Below are 16,470 nucleotides of genomic sequence, written 5' to 3'. Positions count from 1 at the left end.
GACGACACCGGGAGTTTACCTTGCCGCTACCACGATTTCTCGACATCGAATACTGCCAGACCGACGACACCCTGTTTCCCACCGCCATGTCCTGGTCACTGGAGGACGGGCGCCTGAAAACCGTGGTCATCGCCCCGGAAGACAGCTGGATTCCCGAGGACGGCGACCTGGGCGACATCGACTTGCTTTACCTGGAAGAACAGGGCGTGCCCCTGATTGAACTGGCACGTGAACTCCACCAGGACTTGCCGGACCAGACAGTATTCACCGACGGCATGGACCCGGATGAAATCCTGGTGGACCTGATTTTTACCGCCGTCAGCATGGAAGCCCCTTTCGAACTTGCCCCCATCACCGAACTGATCACCACCTTCGATACCAATACCCTCGAAGATCGTCGCCGCCAGTTGCTGTTCGACGAGGGGCTGGAGCCCACACGCGCCGAAAACTGTGTCTATGCCCTACTCCTGCTGGCTCGGGAAGAAGGCTTGCTGGAAGACTAAGGCACCAATCCGGGCTTCCCTGAGGGAAGTGTGACGCGGGTCGACGTAACACACCGTTACAGAAGGCAGAATCTGCCCGTACCCGCAAACGTCAGGAAAGCCCATAACAATGAACAAGGTGTTGCGACATACCCTGCCGGCAGTCCTGCTGCCCATCGCCCTGGTCAGCGCCGACCTCGCCACGGCCAGCGACAAAGCCCGCGAAGACAGGCACTACGTCGGCCTGTACGCCACCGTCCTGAACCATCGCAGCGTCGGCGACATCACTAACGAAGCCGCCTGGGGCCAGACAGGCACCCTCGTCGTTGGCAGCCACATCACCGACCGGTTCCATGCCGAAGTTCGTGCCGGCGGCGGTTACAAAGACGCCAAAACCGGCGACCTGACGCTCTCTATCGACTACTTCGCGAGCTGGTACATCGGGCTGCATTACCCTGTCACCAGCTACGCCAACGTCTACGCCCAGGCCGGTTTTTCCCATATCAGCGGCGATGCAGAACTGGTTAATCCCGACGCAGACGAGAACCGTCAGTTTCGCGACATTGAGGGAGACTTCCCCGACAGCAGCTTCAGCGTCAGCTGGCTGGCCGGGGTGGATTTCGAAGTGATCGACAATGGCTATCTGGTGTTTGAGGGTGGCCGGCTGTTCAAGGATACTGGATCGGGTGCCAACACCTTCCAATTCTCCGGCGGTGTTCGCTACGAATTCTGATGACTTCAGATCCGGTGGCGAATATGCCAGCACCGGTGAATCCGCGCATTGCGCTGGAAGTCCTTGTCGATGGTATCCCGTGACACTTCCTCGACGGCGAACTCCTGCTCCAGCGTCTCATCCAGCTTGAAGCGCCGGAAATTGTTGGAGAAAATCAGCAGCCCCTCCGACGTCAGCCGCTGCATCGCCTGACGCACCAGCTTGCCGTGATCCTTCTGGATATCCAGCACGCCGGCCATACGGGCGGAATTGGAAAACGTCGGCGGGTCCATGAAAATCAGATCGAACCGCTGATCCGGCGTCGGCTTCGCTGCCAGCCAGGCCAGACAATCCGCCTGCTCCACCTTGTGATGGCGGGCATCCACCCGATTCAGCGCCAGATTGTCCTGGGCCCAGTTCGCATAGGTCTTCGACATATCCAGGCTCAGGGACCGACTGGCGCCCCCCACGGCGGCGTGCACCGTCGCCGCCCCGGTGTAACAAAACAGGTTCAGAAACCGCTTGCCCGAGGCATGCTGCTGAATCCAGTACCGCACCGGACGGTGATCAAGGAACAGACCGGTATCCAGATAATCCTTGAGGTTTACCTTCAGCGCACAGCCATGTTCGTGAACATTGAAAAATTCACCACTTGCCGCCTGTTTTTCATATTGCGACGTACCGGTTTGCCGTTGGCGTTGCTTGCAGACCATATCCTCCCGTTCGATACCGAGAGCTTCAGGAATGACCGCCAGCGCTTCCGCCAGCCGCTCACGTGCGGCACGCTCATCCACCGATTTGGGCGCGGCGTACTCCTGTACATGAACCAGCCCATCGTAGATATCGATTGCCAGCGAAAACTCGGGCATATCGGCATCATACAGCCGGTAGCATTCAATGCCCTGCTTGCGGGCCCACTGGCCAATGGTCTTCATGTTCTTCTTCAGCCGGTTGCGCAACATCGCCGCACGCTCTTCATTGGCAATACGGGGCTGAACCTCTCCGGGTATACCCGGCTCCCGGGGCGTCATGGCGCTGACGTCATCCACCGAGAACAACAGTAGCTGGGCCGGTAGCTTGCCGTTGAACAGTTTGTACTGCTTGTAGCTGCGCAGCCCAATGGATTTCCCGAATTCCGGGGCACCGGTAAACACCCCCAGACGCCAGCCCGGAACCGCCGCCTTCACGGCCTCTCCCAGGGAACGATACAGCCCGCCCAGCTCCTTGCGCTCACTCAAACGCTCACCGTAAGGAGGATTGGTCAGTACCAGCCCCTGCTCAGCCCATTCGCCGTCAAGGGCAAAGGCTTCGACCGCGCGGCATTCCACATGAACCAGGCCTTCCAGGCCCGCACGCTGGATATTTTTCCAGGCGGTGGCAATCACTCTGCTGTCCTGATCGTAGCCGGCAATACGCGGCAACTCGCCCTGCTTGCCTTCGTAGGCTCGGCGTTCGGCTTCCTGGCGCAACTGCAACCACAACTCCGGCTGGTGCCCGGGCCACGTTTCAAAACCAAAGCGGTCGGTGTTTCGGCCGGGCGCAATATCAAGCGCCATCAAGGCAGCCTCGATCGCCAGCGTGCCGGAGCCACACATAGGATCGATAAAATCGCCACCGGACCTGGCCAACTCCGGCCAGCCTGCACGCAACAGTAGTGCCGCCGCCAGGTTTTCCTTGAGCGGGGCAACGCCCTTCTCGGTACGGTAGCCACGCATATGGAGGCTGTGGCCACTGAGATCCAGCCCCAGAGACAGGCGACCACGATTCAGGCGTGCGGAAATAGTGACATCCGGTGTTTTTGCATCTACCGAGGGACGCTGTCCGCTGCTCGAACGCATGCGATCAACGATGCCGTCCTTAACCCGTTGAGCACCATACTGGGTGTTTCGAATGGCCTCGTTCTGGCCCAGAAACATTACACGGAAACTGCCATTGGCTGGAATGTGCTGCTGCCAGTCAAGGTGCACCACGCCATCATAGAGCTCATCGCCGCTGGTGGCGCTGACTTCGTCGATGTGCAGGATCACCCGGTTCGCTAGCCGTGACCAGAGACACGCCCGGTAACCGCTTTCCAAGGGCCCTTCTCCCCATACGCCCGCAGGCGCATTCCGCACCGGTTCCATACCGAAGGTGCGAAGTTCATCCGCCAGAAGGTATTCGACGCCTTTTGGGCAGGTTACAAAAAAGACAGAATCAGACAAGTTCTACTCCCGGGGGTTTCGGTATTCGGCTAACTGCATGGAAATGGCGCATTTTCTCTGGACCAACACACTTTCGTTATGTCACACAACTATAAGAGAAGCTTCATATAGATGAAATAAATAGTGTACATCGGCGCGATGTTCGACTTACCTTGTATGAGACGCGTCGTTCGGGAGAGCTTACGAGCTTCTCCGTTAACAGGATCCTGACTGCTCTGGCCGGAACTGGCAATAGTGAGTTACCCCGTCTGGTTTATTTCCGGGGGCAACCGTTTGTCAGGGCTACAGCAGAAGTGTACACGCTTGTTCTGTTAATCCATCAGTGAGGAACGGCATGAAAAGACAGAAAAGAGATATGTACGCTCGTGCATTTAAACGGGGTTATCTGGCCGGTGTGTCCGGTAAATCCAAAGACAGTTGCCCGATAGAGCAGGCGGAAGTTCGCCAGGAATGGTTAAACGGGTGGCGAGAAGGCCGCACAGATCAATGGGAGGGCATGACCGGTGTATCCGGCATCCATAAGCTCGCAAATGTCACCACCGCGTGACACAGTCCATAAACCCCGATCTTTAATCTGATCTTTCAACACTTACAATTTGACGCAACACCTTAAATAACCCAAACGGGTCCTCCCGACCCGTATCATGCGAAGAAGCGCCACGGGGTTTATTCCCCGCAAGGGCCCGCTCAGCGGGCCCACCTTCATTCTGGGCCCGTAAAAAGCCTGCGCCTTTATCCCCTCCCAGGAATCACCGACTTACTGCAGTTTGCGAATCGCCTCGACCGCCTCTTTGATTAATGCCGGCCCCCGGTAGATAAACCCGGTATATATCTGCACCAGTTTTGCTCCGGCCCGTATCTTCTCCGCCGCACTCTCGCCATCTGTAATGCCGCCTACGCCAATAATAGGCAGTTCCTCACCCAGTTCCGCGTATAACCCCTTTATCACCCTTAGGGAAGGTGCACGCACGGGTGCCCCACTCAGCCCACCAGCCTCGCCTGCATAGGGGTGCCCCTGGACCGCATCACGGCTAATGGTGGTATTGGTGGCGATAACACCATCCAGCCCGGAGTTTCGCAACGCGGCTGCTACAAAGCGGATGCCCTCGTCGTCCATATCCGGTGCAATCTTGACCGCGATGGGGACGTAGCGTTCGGTGCTGGCAACGCATTTGCCCTGTTCGTCCTTGATCGCGTCCAGCAGGCGCTTCAGGGAGTCTCCGAATTGAAGGTCACGCAGGCCCGGCGTGTTCGGCGATGACACATTCACGGTGATGTAATCGGCCCGGGAATAGACAGCGGAAATGCCCTTGCGGTAGTCGGATTCGGACTCGTCGTTGGGCGTGTCCTTGTTCTTGCCCACATTGATTCCGAGAATGCCCCGATACCGACGCTTGTCTATTCTGGCCAGCATGTGCTCAAGGCCTTCGTTGTTGAAGCCCATGCGATTGATAATGGCCTGGTGTTCTGGCAACCGGAACATGCGCGGCTTCGGGTTGCCCGGTTGAGCCAGCGGCGTCACTGTTCCTACTTCGATAAATCCAAAGCCCAGGGCGCCAAGGGCATCCATATGGTCGGCATTCTTGTCGAGACCGGCAGCCAACCCCACCGGATTGGGAAACTCCAGCCCCATAACATTCACCGGGCATGCATCAAGCTTCGGCACCAATAGCTTCAGCAATCCAAAACGGTCAGCCAGGTCCAATCCGGAAAGTGCAAAGTTGTGGGCCTGTTCCGGAGGCAACCGGAATAACAGATTGCGAATAGCACCGTACATCAAAAAAACTCCTTGCGTTTGGGTGAGGCGGAGTATACCGGAAGTTTTCCACAGCATCTTCCAACTTACTTATTTCCCCCGTAAATGCCTGTAACGTGGACGTCTGGTAAGCTTTTCCACGGTTTCTGTGGATAAACCTGTTGAAAATCGATGGGCAACGGTTCCCACCCCTTGATAACTGCGCCAGCCTACAGATTGATCACTTTTTGATCAGTTATTTTAACCTTTACTATCAACAAGTTGCGGCGATTTTGCATTACAGGCCAGCACGCGAGTACAAAAACGTTACAGGTTCACCGTTTTGTCATCATGTGCATAAATCGTACAGAGGTACCGTTTTCACCCTTCTTCACGGAAAGTGCCCCAAGACCGCTATAATGACTCCATAACTTTCCGGAGATTGCACCGAATGTCCCAATTTCAGAAAGCGTCTGTTCATTACAGCCCCGATCTTGACGCTGAACGACATGCCGCTTCGCGCGTCACAGTCATCGGTATGATTCTGGATGCGGTGCTCGGTTTCATTAAAGTCATTGCCGGCGCTCTTTTTCATTCCCAGGCCCTGATTGTCGATGGCATTCACTCATTCAGTGATGTCGCTTCGGATTTAGTCGTCCTCGGAGTCATGCGGGTATCCCGCCAGGCGCCGGATCAGAACCATCCATATGGCCACCAGCGCATTGAAACCATTGGCACCCTGGCCCTGGGCAGCATTCTGATCGCCGTCGGCGCCATTCTCGCCTGGGACAACATTCTGCGGCTGATTACCGGTGGAGCCGACCAAGTGCCTGAATGGCCGGTACTGGTTGCAGCAGCATTCTCGGTCGCTGGCAAGGAGTGGATTTATCACTACACCCGGCGTGTGGGCCAGGCGATCCGGTCGGACCTGATCATCGCCAACGCCTGGCACAGTCGCACAGACGCGCTTTCCTCGGTTATCGTCCTGTTTTCCACCATTGGGGCAATGATCGGCTTTATCTGGCTGGACATTCTGGCCGCTGTGGTCATTGCCGGCATCGTTATTCACATCGGCTGGAAATTCACCTGGGACAGCGTCAAGGAACTGGTCGATACCGGACTGTCAGTGGAGGACACCAGGATGCTGAGGACCATTGCCCGAGACACCGATGGTGTGCGCAACGTGCACGAACTCCGCAGCCGCCGCATGGGGCATGACATTCTGCTGGATGTCCATTTGGTGGTGCGTCCGGAGATCAGTGTGTCCGAAGGGCATCAGATTGGCATGCAGGTGGTGTCCAATATGCGAGACGCGCTCGGGAACATTCGGGATATCAATTTCCACATTGATGCCGAGAACGACGAGGACCACTTGCCCACCTCGGAACGACTCCCTTCCAGAGAAGAGATCCTGGACGTTCTCACCAGACACATGGGGGAACTGCCGTCCCACACCCGGCTTCGCCTGCATTATCTGAAGAATAAGGTGCACATGGAACTGTTTTTCGACACCCCGGAGCATGCCCCAATGCTTAAAATCAGTGAGATCAGCAGGCAGCTGTCCGACTACCCCTGGTTTGGCAGTCTGCGCATCTGGTACGGCGCCCATTAACGGTTAACGGCGCCGGTTATCCTCCATTCGGGACAGGAACTCCTGCATGATCAGTGTGTAGAGCTCGCCCCCCAGAAAGCGGTCCTCTACCCCCGCATCGATGCTGGGATTGTCGTTGACTTCGATAACCGCGACCCGGTTCCCGGACTGCTTGATATCGACGCCATAGAGGCCGTTGCCGATCAACCGCGTGGCGTTCAGGGCAGCCTGAATGACATTTCGTGGTACCTCATAGGTCGGCATGGTCTCGAATCCGCCGCTGTCCACTTCGGCACCGCCGTGTTGATAAATCTGCCAGTGGCCTTTCACCATGTAGTACTTGCAGGCGTAAATGGCACGACCGCCCAGCACGCCGATACGCCAGTCGTAATCGGTGTACAGATACTCTTGAGCCAAGACCAGGGCCGACTGCTTGAAGAGTTCCTTCAGCCCCGCCTTCAGGGATTTTTCGTCTTCTGCCTTGGTCACCCCTCGGGAGAAAGCTCCGTCGGGGATCTTGATCACGGCCGGAAATCCGAGCTCGCGGATCACCTGCTCCACACCGTCTTTCTGGTCCTTCGACAGAATCAGGGTCTTGGGGGTCGGCACCTTATTGTTCTTCAGCAGATCCGCCAGGAACACCTTGTTGGTACAACGCAGGATCGACACCGGGTCATCAATCACCACCATGCCCTCGGCTTCCGCCTTGCGGGCGAAGCGGTAGGTATGGTGGTCGATGGCCGTGGTTTCCCGGATGAACAGACCATCGTATTCCGGCAGGCGCATGTACTCGCGGCGGGTGATCTGTTCCACATTGATGCCGAGCTTGCGACCGGCCTTCTCGAAACGGCTGAGTGCCACCTTGTCGCTGGGGGGCATTTCCTCTTCCGGGTTAACCAGTACCGCCAGGTCAAAACGATAGCGCCGGCGTGTCCTGGGCTTACGCCAGACCATGCTGCTGAAGCGGTCGAACGCCGCCGCGAAAACGTCCTGCTCTTTTTCATTCAGGTCCGCCGGTGCCGCCGGCTTCATGGATTCGATCTGCCATGCTTTACGACGCTTGAAGACGATCTCCAGGATCGGGCACGGAAAACGCTCGAACAGGGCACGTGCCACCGGTTTCAGGTCCGCGTGTTCGGCCTGGCCAAAGTAGGTGCGGATACGCACTTCATGCGTGGCGTGGCGTTCGTCGCTGGCCGGATCAATCTCGGAACCGGCCGCCTCCAACCAGGTAATGACACTCGCGTCCAGTTCCTCCAGTTCCAGGGAAAACAGCCCCTTGCGGCTCAGGTCGTTCAGGGTCATCACCGACGGTACGACGTGGTGACCACGGGCTTCCGCCAGTAACGAACAGTAATAGCCCCGGCTCAGATATTTTGCGCTTTGACACAAATTGATCACCCGCACACGGCTGGAGGCCGGTGCCGAGAACTGCAGGTACTGGTCAAAGGTGAGAACGTCCTCACTGGGGTAATACGGAGCCCAGTCTTTGGCGCGATCCACAACGATGAGCAAACGGGACATGGCATTCCTCCCTGAAGGTAAGGCCAGACAGAATTTCGGCAACAATACGCCTGCCCCCACACCCGCACAATCCTTTCAGGATGCGTGCTTTTACGCATGGCTACAGTATTTGCGGTTACCGGACTCTCTACCATAATAGCCTGATACGGGAAGCACACGAGCACACCCGGCCACGATGTACCAGAGCACCACGCTTATGTCCGATCCGATCCTACGCCAGGCCACCAGCGATGACCTGGATGCCTTGATACAGCTGGAACACCGATGTTTCCGCGATGACCGCCTCTCCCGGCGGAGTTTCCGGCGTTTCCTGGAGATGCCCCGGGACCGGCTGATTGTTGCCGAGCTTGATGGTGGACTGGTTGGCTACTGCCTGGTGCTGATGAACGCGGCCACCCGGCTTGCACGCATCTATTCCATTGCCGTCTCCCCGGTGGCCCGGGGGCGGGGCCTTGGTGAAAAGCTGGTGCGGGAAGCTGAGAGAGAGGCGGTTGAGGCGGATCGCATCGTGATGCGCCTGGAAGTGCGCGAGGACAACGACGCCGCCATCAACCTCTACAAACGTCTGGGGTATCGTCAGTTCGGGACTTACCGGGACTACTATGAAGACCACGGCGATGCCCTGCGTTTCGAGCGGCGCATCCTGTTCTATGAACCGTCCCGCAAGTTTCCGAAAGTCCCCTATTACCCGCAGACCACTGAGTTTTCCTGTGGTCCGGCGGCATTGATCATGGCCATGGCAACCCTGGACGATCACCAGCCGGTGACCACCCTGGAAGAACTGAAACTGTGGCGCGAAGCCACCACTATTTTCATGCTGGCCGGCCACGGCGGCTGTGGCCCCCACGGCCTGGCGCTGTCAGCCTGGAACCGGGGATTTCACGCCAGTGCCTGGATCAGCAAGGAAGGAGCGTTGTTCAAGGACACGGTGAGGAACGACGACAAGAAACGGGTACTGGAATTGGTGCACGAGGGCTTTTTGCATGACATCGGCCAGACCGGCATCCAGCTTCACCATGACCCGCTGACACTGGCGGGCATGGAAACAGCCCTGCAGGAGGGGCGCGTCCCGGTCATCCTGATCAGCACCTGGCAATTGAACCGCAGCCGTGTTCCCCACTGGGTCACGGTCTGCGCCATCGATGACCAGTTCGTGTACATCCACGATCCGGAAATCGATGTCGAAGCCGGTGAAACTGTGGCGGACAAACAGTACCTGCCCATCGATCGCCGGGTCTTTGACAAGATGTCCCGCTACGGTAGCCAGCAGCCGTTGCAGGCGGCCGTCATTGTCGGTCCGAAACGACAGGACGCTACCCGGTCCGCAGCGCGGCCTCTTTCAGCTCGGTAATATCGTCCCGCAGTCGGGCGGCGGTCTCGAAATCCAGCTCCGAAGCCGCCTTGTACATTTCGTCCTCCAGACGCGCCACTTCCTTGAGCACTTCCTGAGGCGACTTGTTACCGGTCCTGGCGCGGTACTTCTCGGCTTCTTCCGCCGCTTTCTCACCGGGCCGTTCGGCCCTGCGGCGACCGCGACCGCCACCACCAGCGCCCTCCATGATATCGGCAATCTTCTTGTTCAGACCCTGGGGCGTAATGCCCTGTTCCAGGTTGTGGGCTTCCTGTTTGGCGCGCCGGCGCTCGGTCTCGTCAATGGCCCGCTGCATGGAACCGGTAATGCGGTCGCCGTAAAGAATCGCCTTGCCATGCACGTTCCGCGCAGCACGGCCAATGGTCTGGATCAGTGAGCGTTCGGACCGCAGGAAACCTTCCTTGTCGGCGTCCAGGATCGCCACCAGGGATACCTCTGGCATGTCCAGACCTTCCCTCAGCAGGTTGATGCCCACCAGCACGTCAAACTCACCCCGGCGCAGGTCGCGAATGATTTCCACCCGCTCAACCGTATCGATGTCCGAGTGCAGGTAACGAACACGGATATCGTGCTCCATCAGGAAGTCCGTTAGATCCTCCGCCATGCGTTTGGTCAGGGTGGTGACCAGCACTCGCTCATTCACAGCTGTACGGGCGCGGATTTCCGACAACAGATCGTCCACCTGGGTGGACGCAGGACGAACTTCAATCTCCGGGTCCAACAGTCCGGTCGGCCGCACCACCTGCTCAACCACCTGGCCCGCGTGTTCGGCCTCATAGTTGCCTGGAGTAGCGGAAACGAAGATCATCTGGGGCGCAATCCGCTCCCATTCATCGAACCGCATGGGCCGGTTGTCCAAGGCTGACGGCAAGCGGAAACCGTACTCCACCAGGGTTTCCTTGCGGGACCGGTCGCCCTTGTACATGGCGCCGATCTGGGGAATGGTAACGTGAGACTCGTCCACCACCAGCAAGGCGTTGGGCGGCAGGTAATCGAACAGCGTGGGCGGCGCCTCACCGGGACGGCGGCCAGAGAGATAGCGGGAGTAGTTCTCGATGCCGTTGCAGTAGCCCAGCTCCATCATCATCTCGATGTCGTAGCGGGTGCGCTCTTCCAGACGTTGGGCTTCCACCAACCGGTTATTGTCCCGCAACTGCTGCAGCCGTTCGTCCAGCTCCACCTTGATACGCTCGACCGCATCCAGCACAGTCTGCCTCGGGGTGACATAGTGGGACTTGGGATAGATCGTGACCCGGGGCACCCGCCGCAGCACCTCACCGGTGAGCGGATCGAAATAGCTCAGGTTTTCCACCTCGTCATCGAACAACTCGATCCGAATGGCCTCTTTCTCCGATTCCGCCGGGAACACATCGATGACATCGCCCCTGACCCGGTAATTGGCCCGGTGGAACTCGACATCATTCCGGGTGTACTGCAGCTCGGCCAGCCGGCGTAGAATATCGCGCTGATCGATCTGGTCGCCGCGGTCCAGGTGCAACATCATTTTCAGGTAGGACTGCGGATCGCCCAGGCCGTAAATCGAGGAGACCGTGGCCACAATGATCGCGTCCGGCCGCTCCAGCAAGGCCTTGGTCGCCGACAGCCTCATCTGCTCGATGTGCTCGTTGATGGACGCATCCTTTTCGATAAAGGTGTCCGAGGAAGGCACATAGGCTTCCGGCTGATAGTAGTCGTAATAGGAAACGAAGTACTCAACGGCATTGTCCGGAAAGAACTCCCGGAACTCCCCATACAGCTGCGCCGCCAGAGTCTTGTTGTGAGCCATGATGATGGTCGGTCGTTGAACCTGCTGGATCACATTGGCAATGCTGAACGTCTTGCCCGAGCCGGTCACCCCCAGCAGCGTCTGGTGCGCCAGACCCGATTGAATACCATCCACCAGCCCTTCAATAGCCTTGGGCTGGTCCCCGGCGGGCTGGAATGGTGAATCGACCTTGAACGCCCCGTCTTTCATGAGGGCGCCGGTTTCTGAAGTGGCCATAATTGGCAGACAACCTCCGCTGAATGGTTCGAATATTCTATAGCTGCATACTACAGAGAAATTTATCGTCACGCTGGCTTCATGGTACCATCACTCCGATCTACGACCGCCCGTGAATTAACCGGAACAATGGGATGCCGGCGAGTCGCAGCCCTATCGAACGCAGCTTTAAGGAGCGCAAGTTTGGACCTTCAACTTTCCAGCCGAGTACAGGCAATCAAGCCCTCTCCCACCCTCGCTGTCACCAACAAAGCAGCCGAATTACGCGCTGCTGGCCAGGACATCATCGGCCTCGGTGCCGGCGAGCCGGACTTCGACACCCCTGAACACATCAAACAGGCAGCCATGGAGGCCATTAAAAACGGCCAGACCAAGTACACTGCCGTGGATGGTACGCCCGCGCTGAAAAAGGCGATCATTGCGAAGTTCAAACGGGACAACGGCCTGGAATACGAAGCCAACCAGATCTTGGTAAGCAGTGGTGGCAAACAGAGCTTTTTCAACCTCGCCCTGGCCACCTTGAACCCTGGCGATGAAGCCATCATCCCGGCGCCTTACTGGGTGTCCTATCCGGATATGGTACTGGTCGCCGAAGGCCAACCGGTCATCATTGATACCACCGCGGACACTCGCTTCAAGATCACCCCGGAACAGCTGGAAAACGCCATCACCGAGCGTACCCGCCTGTTTGTGATCAACAGCCCGTCCAACCCCAGCGGCATGGCCTACACCCTGGAAGAGCTGCAGGCTATTGGCGAAGTGCTGAAAAAGCACCCACAGATCATGATCGCCACTGACGACATGTACGAGCCGATCCTGTGGACAGGCAAGCCGTTCTGCAACATCCTGAACGCCACACCGGAGCTGTACGACCGCACGTTTGTACTGAACGGCGTGTCCAAGGCCTACTCCATGACTGGCTGGCGTATCGGCTACGCCGCTGGCCCGGCAAAAATCATCGGCGCCATGAAGAAGATCCAGTCCCAGAGCACCTCCAACCCGGCGTCCATCTCCCAGGCCGCCGCCCAGGCTGCCCTGGATGGTCCGCAGGATTGTGTGAGCGAGATGGTCACGGCGTTCAAGGAACGCCACGACTGGCTGGTAGAGGCCCTGAACAAGCTGCCGGGCGTAGAATGCCTGAACGGCGACGGAACCTTCTATGTGTTCCCGAGCTTCCAGGGTGCGATTGATGCCGACAGCAGCGTCAGCAACGACGTGGAGTTTGCCGAGAAGCTGCTGACCGAAGCGGGCGTGGCCCTGGTTCCAGGCTCGGCGTTTGGCTCTCCAGGCCACATGCGTCTGAGCTTTGCAACCAGCATGGATAACCTGAAAAAGGCCATCGAGCGGCTGCAGAAAGCCCTCGGCTAAAAAGTTTTGGCCAGGGGTTGACGGGGCGGTATAGCCACCTTAATATACGCGCCTCGTCACATGACGACGTTCCCCGATAGCTCAGTTGGTAGAGCAACGGACTGTTAATCCGTTTGTCGCTGGTTCGAGCCCAGCTCGGGGAGCCACTATTCCGAAAGCCCGCTAATTCTCTGAGTTAGCGGGTTTTTTCGTTTTTGGCTTTGCGTTTTCCTGCTAACTTTGGCAATTGCCGGTTTGCTCCTGCCCTAGCCTGCTTGCTTTCGGTGTAAGGGGCGGTGGGAGCCTTCTCCCAAAAACCGCTACGAGCACATCCATGTGCGCTTCTCTCCGGCCATCCATGGCCTCCGAAATTTTTGGGAGAAGGCTCCCACCGCCCCTATCAGAACCTTTCAGATATATCTCACAAACGCCAAAGCGTAGGTCGAATTAGGCGCAGCCGTAATCCGACAATTTTGGTCGCATATTCGGCGTTAAACATTTTGTCCAATTAGCGAAGCGTCAGCACTCGTAGGTTGGATTAGCGAAGCGTAATCCAACAATCAAGCCCGCGTGCTTTGTGCAAAATACCTTGTCGGATTACGCTTCGCTAATCCGGCCTACATCCGTTATCCGCCATGAATCACTCGAAATTGCTTAACAATGACTATCGCAACACGGTCGAAATGGCGTGGAGAGGTCTCCCTCCCAAAAATTTCGGAGGCCATGGATGGCCGGAGAGAAGCGCACACGGACGTGCTTGTAGCGGTTTTTGGGAGGGAGACCTCTCCACGCCACTCCCGCCAAACCAGAAGGCTGGGAGCGGAGCAAACGTCGAGAACCAGGCTAGAGCCCAATCACCTCAGAGTGAATAGCCTCCAACGCCGCCAGAGGATCAGCCGCCTGGGTAATCGGACGCCCAATAACCAGGTAATCGGACCCGGCCATGAGGGCATCCGTGGGGGTCATGATGCGTTGCTGGTCGCCTTTAGCGGCGGACAGGGGGCGAATACCCGGGGTGATCAGTTTGAAGTCGGCGCCCTGCTCGACTTTCAGCTTCGGGGCCTCCTGGGCGGAGCAGACGACGCCGTCGAGGCCGCAGTTTCTGGTGAGAGTGGCCAGGCGGGAGACGTGGGCCTCCGGGCTTTCGGTGATGCCGATGCCCGCCAGATCGTTGGCGGACATGCTGGTGAGCACGGTGACGGCGATCAGCAGTGGACGATCCGCACCGAAGGCTTCCAGGCGTTCGCGGCAGGCGACCATCATGTTTTCGCCGCCGGAGGCGTGAACGTTCACCATCCATACGCCGAGGTCAGCCGCAGCCGCGACTGCTGCGGAGGTGGTGTTGGGGATGTCATGGAATTTGAGGTCCAGGAACACATCGAAACCGCGGTCCTGAAGACTGCGAACCAGCGCCGGGCCGGAGCGGGTGAAGAGCTCCTTGCCGACTTTCAGGCGACACTTGGCGGGGTCCAGTTGATCAACCAGCGCCAGCGCCGGGTTTTCTGAAGGGAAATCGAGGGCGACGATGATCTTCGGGTCGTTGTTGGTTTTCACGGTCAGGTCCTGCGGGTGATCGGGTTAAATAAGGTAAAGAGAGCTATTCCGCTTCCACGCCCTGAATCGGGCGTACGGTTTCCCATTGTTTGCAGCTGGGACACAGCCAGTGCAGCTGACGGCCTGAGAAACCGCAGTTGACACATCGGTAAACCGGTCGGTTAGCCAGAATCAGATGGCCAATACGACTGACGAGGCGGCCTTCGTCGGTGGTCATGCCTTTCTCGTAGCCGGCCAGCTCCACCAGCCGCAACAAGCCCCGGACACTGGGCCGAACTTCCAGCTCCAGGCGTAACAAATCGATGGCGGCGGGTCGGCCAGACGCGCGCTCCACCGATTCCACCAGCGCCAGCAGAAGGCTAGTGCTTGGCCAGGTCTCATAGAGCTTGCGGAGTTTTTTCACCAGACGCCCGATATCACCGTGCTCATGCTCCAGCTTCATCAAACGATCGACTGCCTCGGAACCAAACTCCGGATTCTGATCAAATACTTTGAGGCTCTGGTTGGCAGCATCCTTGAAACTGCCCTGTCGCACCTGCAATTTCATGAGGATAAACGTGGCACGGACGCAGGACCGATCGTAATCCAGCGCTTCCTTTGCCAGCTTCTGGGCTCCCCAGCGATCATCGTTCTTGAGAGCTTCGTCCGCAAGCTCACAGGTGATGTACGCCAGAGTTTTCAGGACCGCAGGATCAGTCTGGCCACTTGTCAGGGTCCTGGCAACCTGGGCCGCCTTCTCCCATTCTTTTTCCTGCTGATACAGTTCAATCAGCTGTAAAGCCGATTTTCGACCATACTCCCGATCTCCCATTAACTCATGGAGCAAGGCTTCTGCCCTGTCCAGAAGACCGGCGTTCAGGTAATCCAGAGCAAGCTCCAAGGTCACTTGCGGGGAAAAACGGGTGGGGAGCTCGGGGCGGGCCAGCAGGTTCTGGTGAATCAGAATCGCCCTGTCGGTTTCACCTTTATGGCGGAAATGGGCACCGATGGAGAGGTGCAGACTGACCGTGTCGCGGTTTACGGCCAGGGACTGGACAAAATTTTCCACCGCCTGGTCAGAATAGTTGGTAAACAGAAACTGAAGGCGGTCACGTACCGACTCTTCATCGGATATGGCTTTCTTTGAACGCCGCCTGGAGCTACCAAGGCGCCCGGCAAACCAACCAGCCGCGACAGCAATTGTCAGAAGCAGCCATTGAAGCACTATGTCCATTAAAGAGTCCGGTCGTTCTCGGCCCTGGATTTCTCCAATGCCTGCTCGGTACGAGCAAGTCGTTTCTCAAGGTTTCGGCGGGAAACGGACGTTCGGAAAGTCGCCAGCATGGTAATCAGAACACCAATCAGTGCACCAACAACAAAAGACATGATAATCCAGACAGCAACACCGTGAGGCTGGGTCTCAAAAACCAGAAAATTCAGGGAAACCGCCATCTGATTGTTCAGAGAAAAGACCAGTGCCACCAGAATCAGGAACAAAACCAACAGAACAATGAGAATTTTCTGCAATCCTGCCATCGATGTATCGCTCCCCAAGGGTGGTGTATGCCCCGGCCAGTATCGTTCTCTGCAAAAGGCGATCAGAAGCCTTTCTTCAGACTGTCGTTAACCTGCTCGCGCAATTCCTTGCCCGGCTTGAAATGTGGCACAAACTTGGCGGGCAACTGCACGGCCTCGCCGGTTTTCGGGTTCCGGCCGGTTCTGGCCGCACGATGATGCAGGGAGAAACTGCCAAATCCGCGAATCTCGATCCTCTGACCGTTGGACAGCGACTGAGACATGTGTTCGATGATCGTTTTTACAGCCAGTTCCACATCTTTCACAGAAAGCTGTGTTTGCTTGGACGCAATCAGCTCAACCAGTTCGGACTTCGTCATGAGGCTCTTCCCTCTTCTTTATTATTGGATAGCCGGTTACCAGCTCCATGCCCCTAGTTTAGCCAAACCAGAAAAA

The 16,470-nt window shown here is 57.5% G+C and carries 14 protein-coding genes and 1 tRNA gene; 7 read left to right on the top strand and 8 right to left on the bottom strand.

The genetic code is table 11. The features are described from left to right. The first annotated feature begins 20 nt into the window (after positions 1–20). Positions 21–503, top strand: coding sequence for a hypothetical protein (locus tag EHN06_RS08520; RefSeq protein ID WP_127331955.1), 483 nt, complete (start codon positions 21–23; stop codon positions 501–503). Positions 504–612: 109 nt separating this feature from the next. Next, positions 613–1,215 (top strand): outer membrane beta-barrel protein, encoded by a 603-nt coding sequence (locus tag EHN06_RS08515; RefSeq protein ID WP_127331953.1) that lies wholly within the window; start codon positions 613–615, stop codon positions 1,213–1,215. Positions 1,216–1,220: 5 nt separating this feature from the next. Here the strand turns inward: EHN06_RS08515 and rlmKL are convergent, their stop codons facing one another. After that, positions 1,221–3,395, bottom strand: a complete 2,175-nt coding sequence (gene rlmKL, locus EHN06_RS08510) for a bifunctional 23S rRNA (guanine(2069)-N(7))-methyltransferase RlmK/23S rRNA (guanine(2445)-N(2))-methyltransferase RlmL (RefSeq protein ID WP_127331951.1) — start codon at positions 3,393–3,395, stop codon at positions 1,221–1,223. Positions 3,396–3,729: 334 nt separating this feature from the next. Between rlmKL and rmf the strand changes: the two genes are divergently transcribed. Next, positions 3,730–3,942 carry a ribosome modulation factor gene (gene rmf / locus EHN06_RS08505; protein WP_008172042.1) on the top strand — a complete coding sequence of 71 codons (213 nt, stop codon included), beginning with the start codon at positions 3,730–3,732 and terminating at the stop codon, positions 3,940–3,942. A gap of 210 nt (positions 3,943–4,152) precedes the next feature. On the opposite strand, the gene EHN06_RS08500 is transcribed toward rmf, so the two are convergent. Continuing rightward, positions 4,153–5,172, bottom strand: coding sequence for a quinone-dependent dihydroorotate dehydrogenase (locus EHN06_RS08500; protein ID WP_127331949.1), 1,020 nt, complete (start codon positions 5,170–5,172; stop codon positions 4,153–4,155). 409 nt (positions 5,173–5,581) lie between these two features. On the opposite strand from EHN06_RS08500, the gene EHN06_RS08495 reads away from it, so the two are divergent. Continuing rightward, positions 5,582–6,742 carry a cation diffusion facilitator family transporter gene (locus tag EHN06_RS08495; protein WP_127331947.1) on the top strand — a complete coding sequence of 387 codons (1,161 nt, stop codon included), beginning with the start codon at positions 5,582–5,584 and terminating at the stop codon, positions 6,740–6,742. A gap of 3 nt (positions 6,743–6,745) precedes the next feature. Here EHN06_RS08495 and EHN06_RS08490 read toward each other — a convergent pair whose 3' ends face one another. Continuing rightward, positions 6,746–8,245 (bottom strand): RimK family protein, encoded by a 1,500-nt coding sequence (locus tag EHN06_RS08490; RefSeq protein WP_127331945.1) that lies wholly within the window; start codon positions 8,243–8,245, stop codon positions 6,746–6,748. Between the two features lie 196 nt (positions 8,246–8,441). On the opposite strand from EHN06_RS08490, the gene rimI reads away from it, so the two are divergent. After that, on the top strand, positions 8,442–9,596 hold the full coding sequence (rimI, locus tag EHN06_RS08485; protein ID WP_127331943.1) for a ribosomal protein S18-alanine N-acetyltransferase: 1,155 nt from the start codon (positions 8,442–8,444) through the stop codon (positions 9,594–9,596). Here rimI and uvrB read toward each other — a convergent pair. Further along, positions 9,559–11,592, bottom strand: a complete 2,034-nt coding sequence (uvrB, locus tag EHN06_RS08480; RefSeq protein ID WP_228257474.1) for an excinuclease ABC subunit UvrB — start codon at positions 11,590–11,592, stop codon at positions 9,559–9,561. The two genes, rimI and uvrB, sit on opposite strands and share 38 nt — an antisense overlap. Positions 11,593–11,802: 210 nt before the next feature. On the opposite strand from uvrB, the gene EHN06_RS08475 reads away from it, so the two are divergent. Together EHN06_RS08475 and EHN06_RS08470 are read left to right on the top strand one after the other, a co-directional pair. Next, positions 11,803–12,987: a pyridoxal phosphate-dependent aminotransferase gene (locus EHN06_RS08475; RefSeq protein ID WP_127331939.1), complete on the top strand. Its 1,185-nt coding sequence runs from the start codon at positions 11,803–11,805 to the stop codon at positions 12,985–12,987. A 70-nt stretch (positions 12,988–13,057) separates the two neighbouring features. Beyond that, positions 13,058–13,133 (top strand) — tRNA-Asn (locus EHN06_RS08470). Between the two features lie 676 nt (positions 13,134–13,809). Here the strand turns inward: EHN06_RS08470 and pyrF are convergent. From pyrF to EHN06_RS08450, 4 genes are all read right to left on the bottom strand, one after another. Continuing rightward, on the bottom strand, positions 13,810–14,520 hold the full coding sequence (gene pyrF / locus EHN06_RS08465; RefSeq protein WP_127331937.1) for an orotidine-5'-phosphate decarboxylase: 711 nt from the start codon (positions 14,518–14,520) through the stop codon (positions 13,810–13,812). A gap of 43 nt (positions 14,521–14,563) precedes the next feature. Further along, positions 14,564–15,733, bottom strand: coding sequence for a lipopolysaccharide assembly protein LapB (gene lapB, locus EHN06_RS08460; RefSeq protein ID WP_127331935.1), 1,170 nt, complete (start codon positions 15,731–15,733; stop codon positions 14,564–14,566). Then, positions 15,733–16,035 (bottom strand): LapA family protein, encoded by a 303-nt coding sequence (locus tag EHN06_RS08455; RefSeq protein ID WP_127331933.1) that lies wholly within the window; start codon positions 16,033–16,035, stop codon positions 15,733–15,735. The genes lapB and EHN06_RS08455 overlap by 1 nt, the downstream gene beginning before the upstream one ends. A gap of 62 nt (positions 16,036–16,097) precedes the next feature. Further along, a complete protein-coding gene (locus EHN06_RS08450) occupies positions 16,098–16,394 on the bottom strand; it encodes an integration host factor subunit beta (protein ID WP_012139425.1) in 297 nt (98 codons plus the stop codon). Positions 16,395–16,470 lie beyond the last annotated feature (76 nt).

The sequence above is a fragment of the Marinobacter sp. NP-4(2019) genome, assembly GCF_003994855.1.
Lineage (GTDB): Bacteria > Pseudomonadota > Gammaproteobacteria > Pseudomonadales > Oleiphilaceae > Marinobacter.
Note: the sequence above shows the minus strand (reverse complement) of the source record. Positions and strands in the feature narration are given on the sequence as shown.

Coding starts and splice junctions, on each gene's coding strand:
- EHN06_RS08515 (WP_127331953.1), top strand. CDS start 613: ATGAACAAGGTGTTGCGACATACCCTGCCGGCAGTCCTGCTGCCCATC.
- rmf (WP_008172042.1), top strand. CDS start 3,730: ATGAAAAGACAGAAAAGAGATATGTACGCTCGTGCATTTAAACGGGGT.
- EHN06_RS08500 (WP_127331949.1), bottom strand. CDS start 5,172: ATGTACGGTGCTATTCGCAATCTGTTATTCCGGTTGCCTCCGGAACAG.
- EHN06_RS08495 (WP_127331947.1), top strand. CDS start 5,582: ATGTCCCAATTTCAGAAAGCGTCTGTTCATTACAGCCCCGATCTTGAC.
- EHN06_RS08490 (WP_127331945.1), bottom strand. CDS start 8,245: ATGTCCCGTTTGCTCATCGTTGTGGATCGCGCCAAAGACTGGGCTCCG.
- rimI (WP_127331943.1), top strand. CDS start 8,442: ATGTCCGATCCGATCCTACGCCAGGCCACCAGCGATGACCTGGATGCC.
- uvrB (WP_228257474.1), bottom strand. CDS start 11,592: ATGAAAGACGGGGCGTTCAAGGTCGATTCACCATTCCAGCCCGCCGGG.
- lapB (WP_127331935.1), bottom strand. CDS start 15,733: ATGGACATAGTGCTTCAATGGCTGCTTCTGACAATTGCTGTCGCGGCT.
- EHN06_RS08455 (WP_127331933.1), bottom strand. CDS start 16,035: ATGGCAGGATTGCAGAAAATTCTCATTGTTCTGTTGGTTTTGTTCCTG.
- EHN06_RS08450 (WP_012139425.1), bottom strand. CDS start 16,394: ATGACGAAGTCCGAACTGGTTGAGCTGATTGCGTCCAAGCAAACACAG.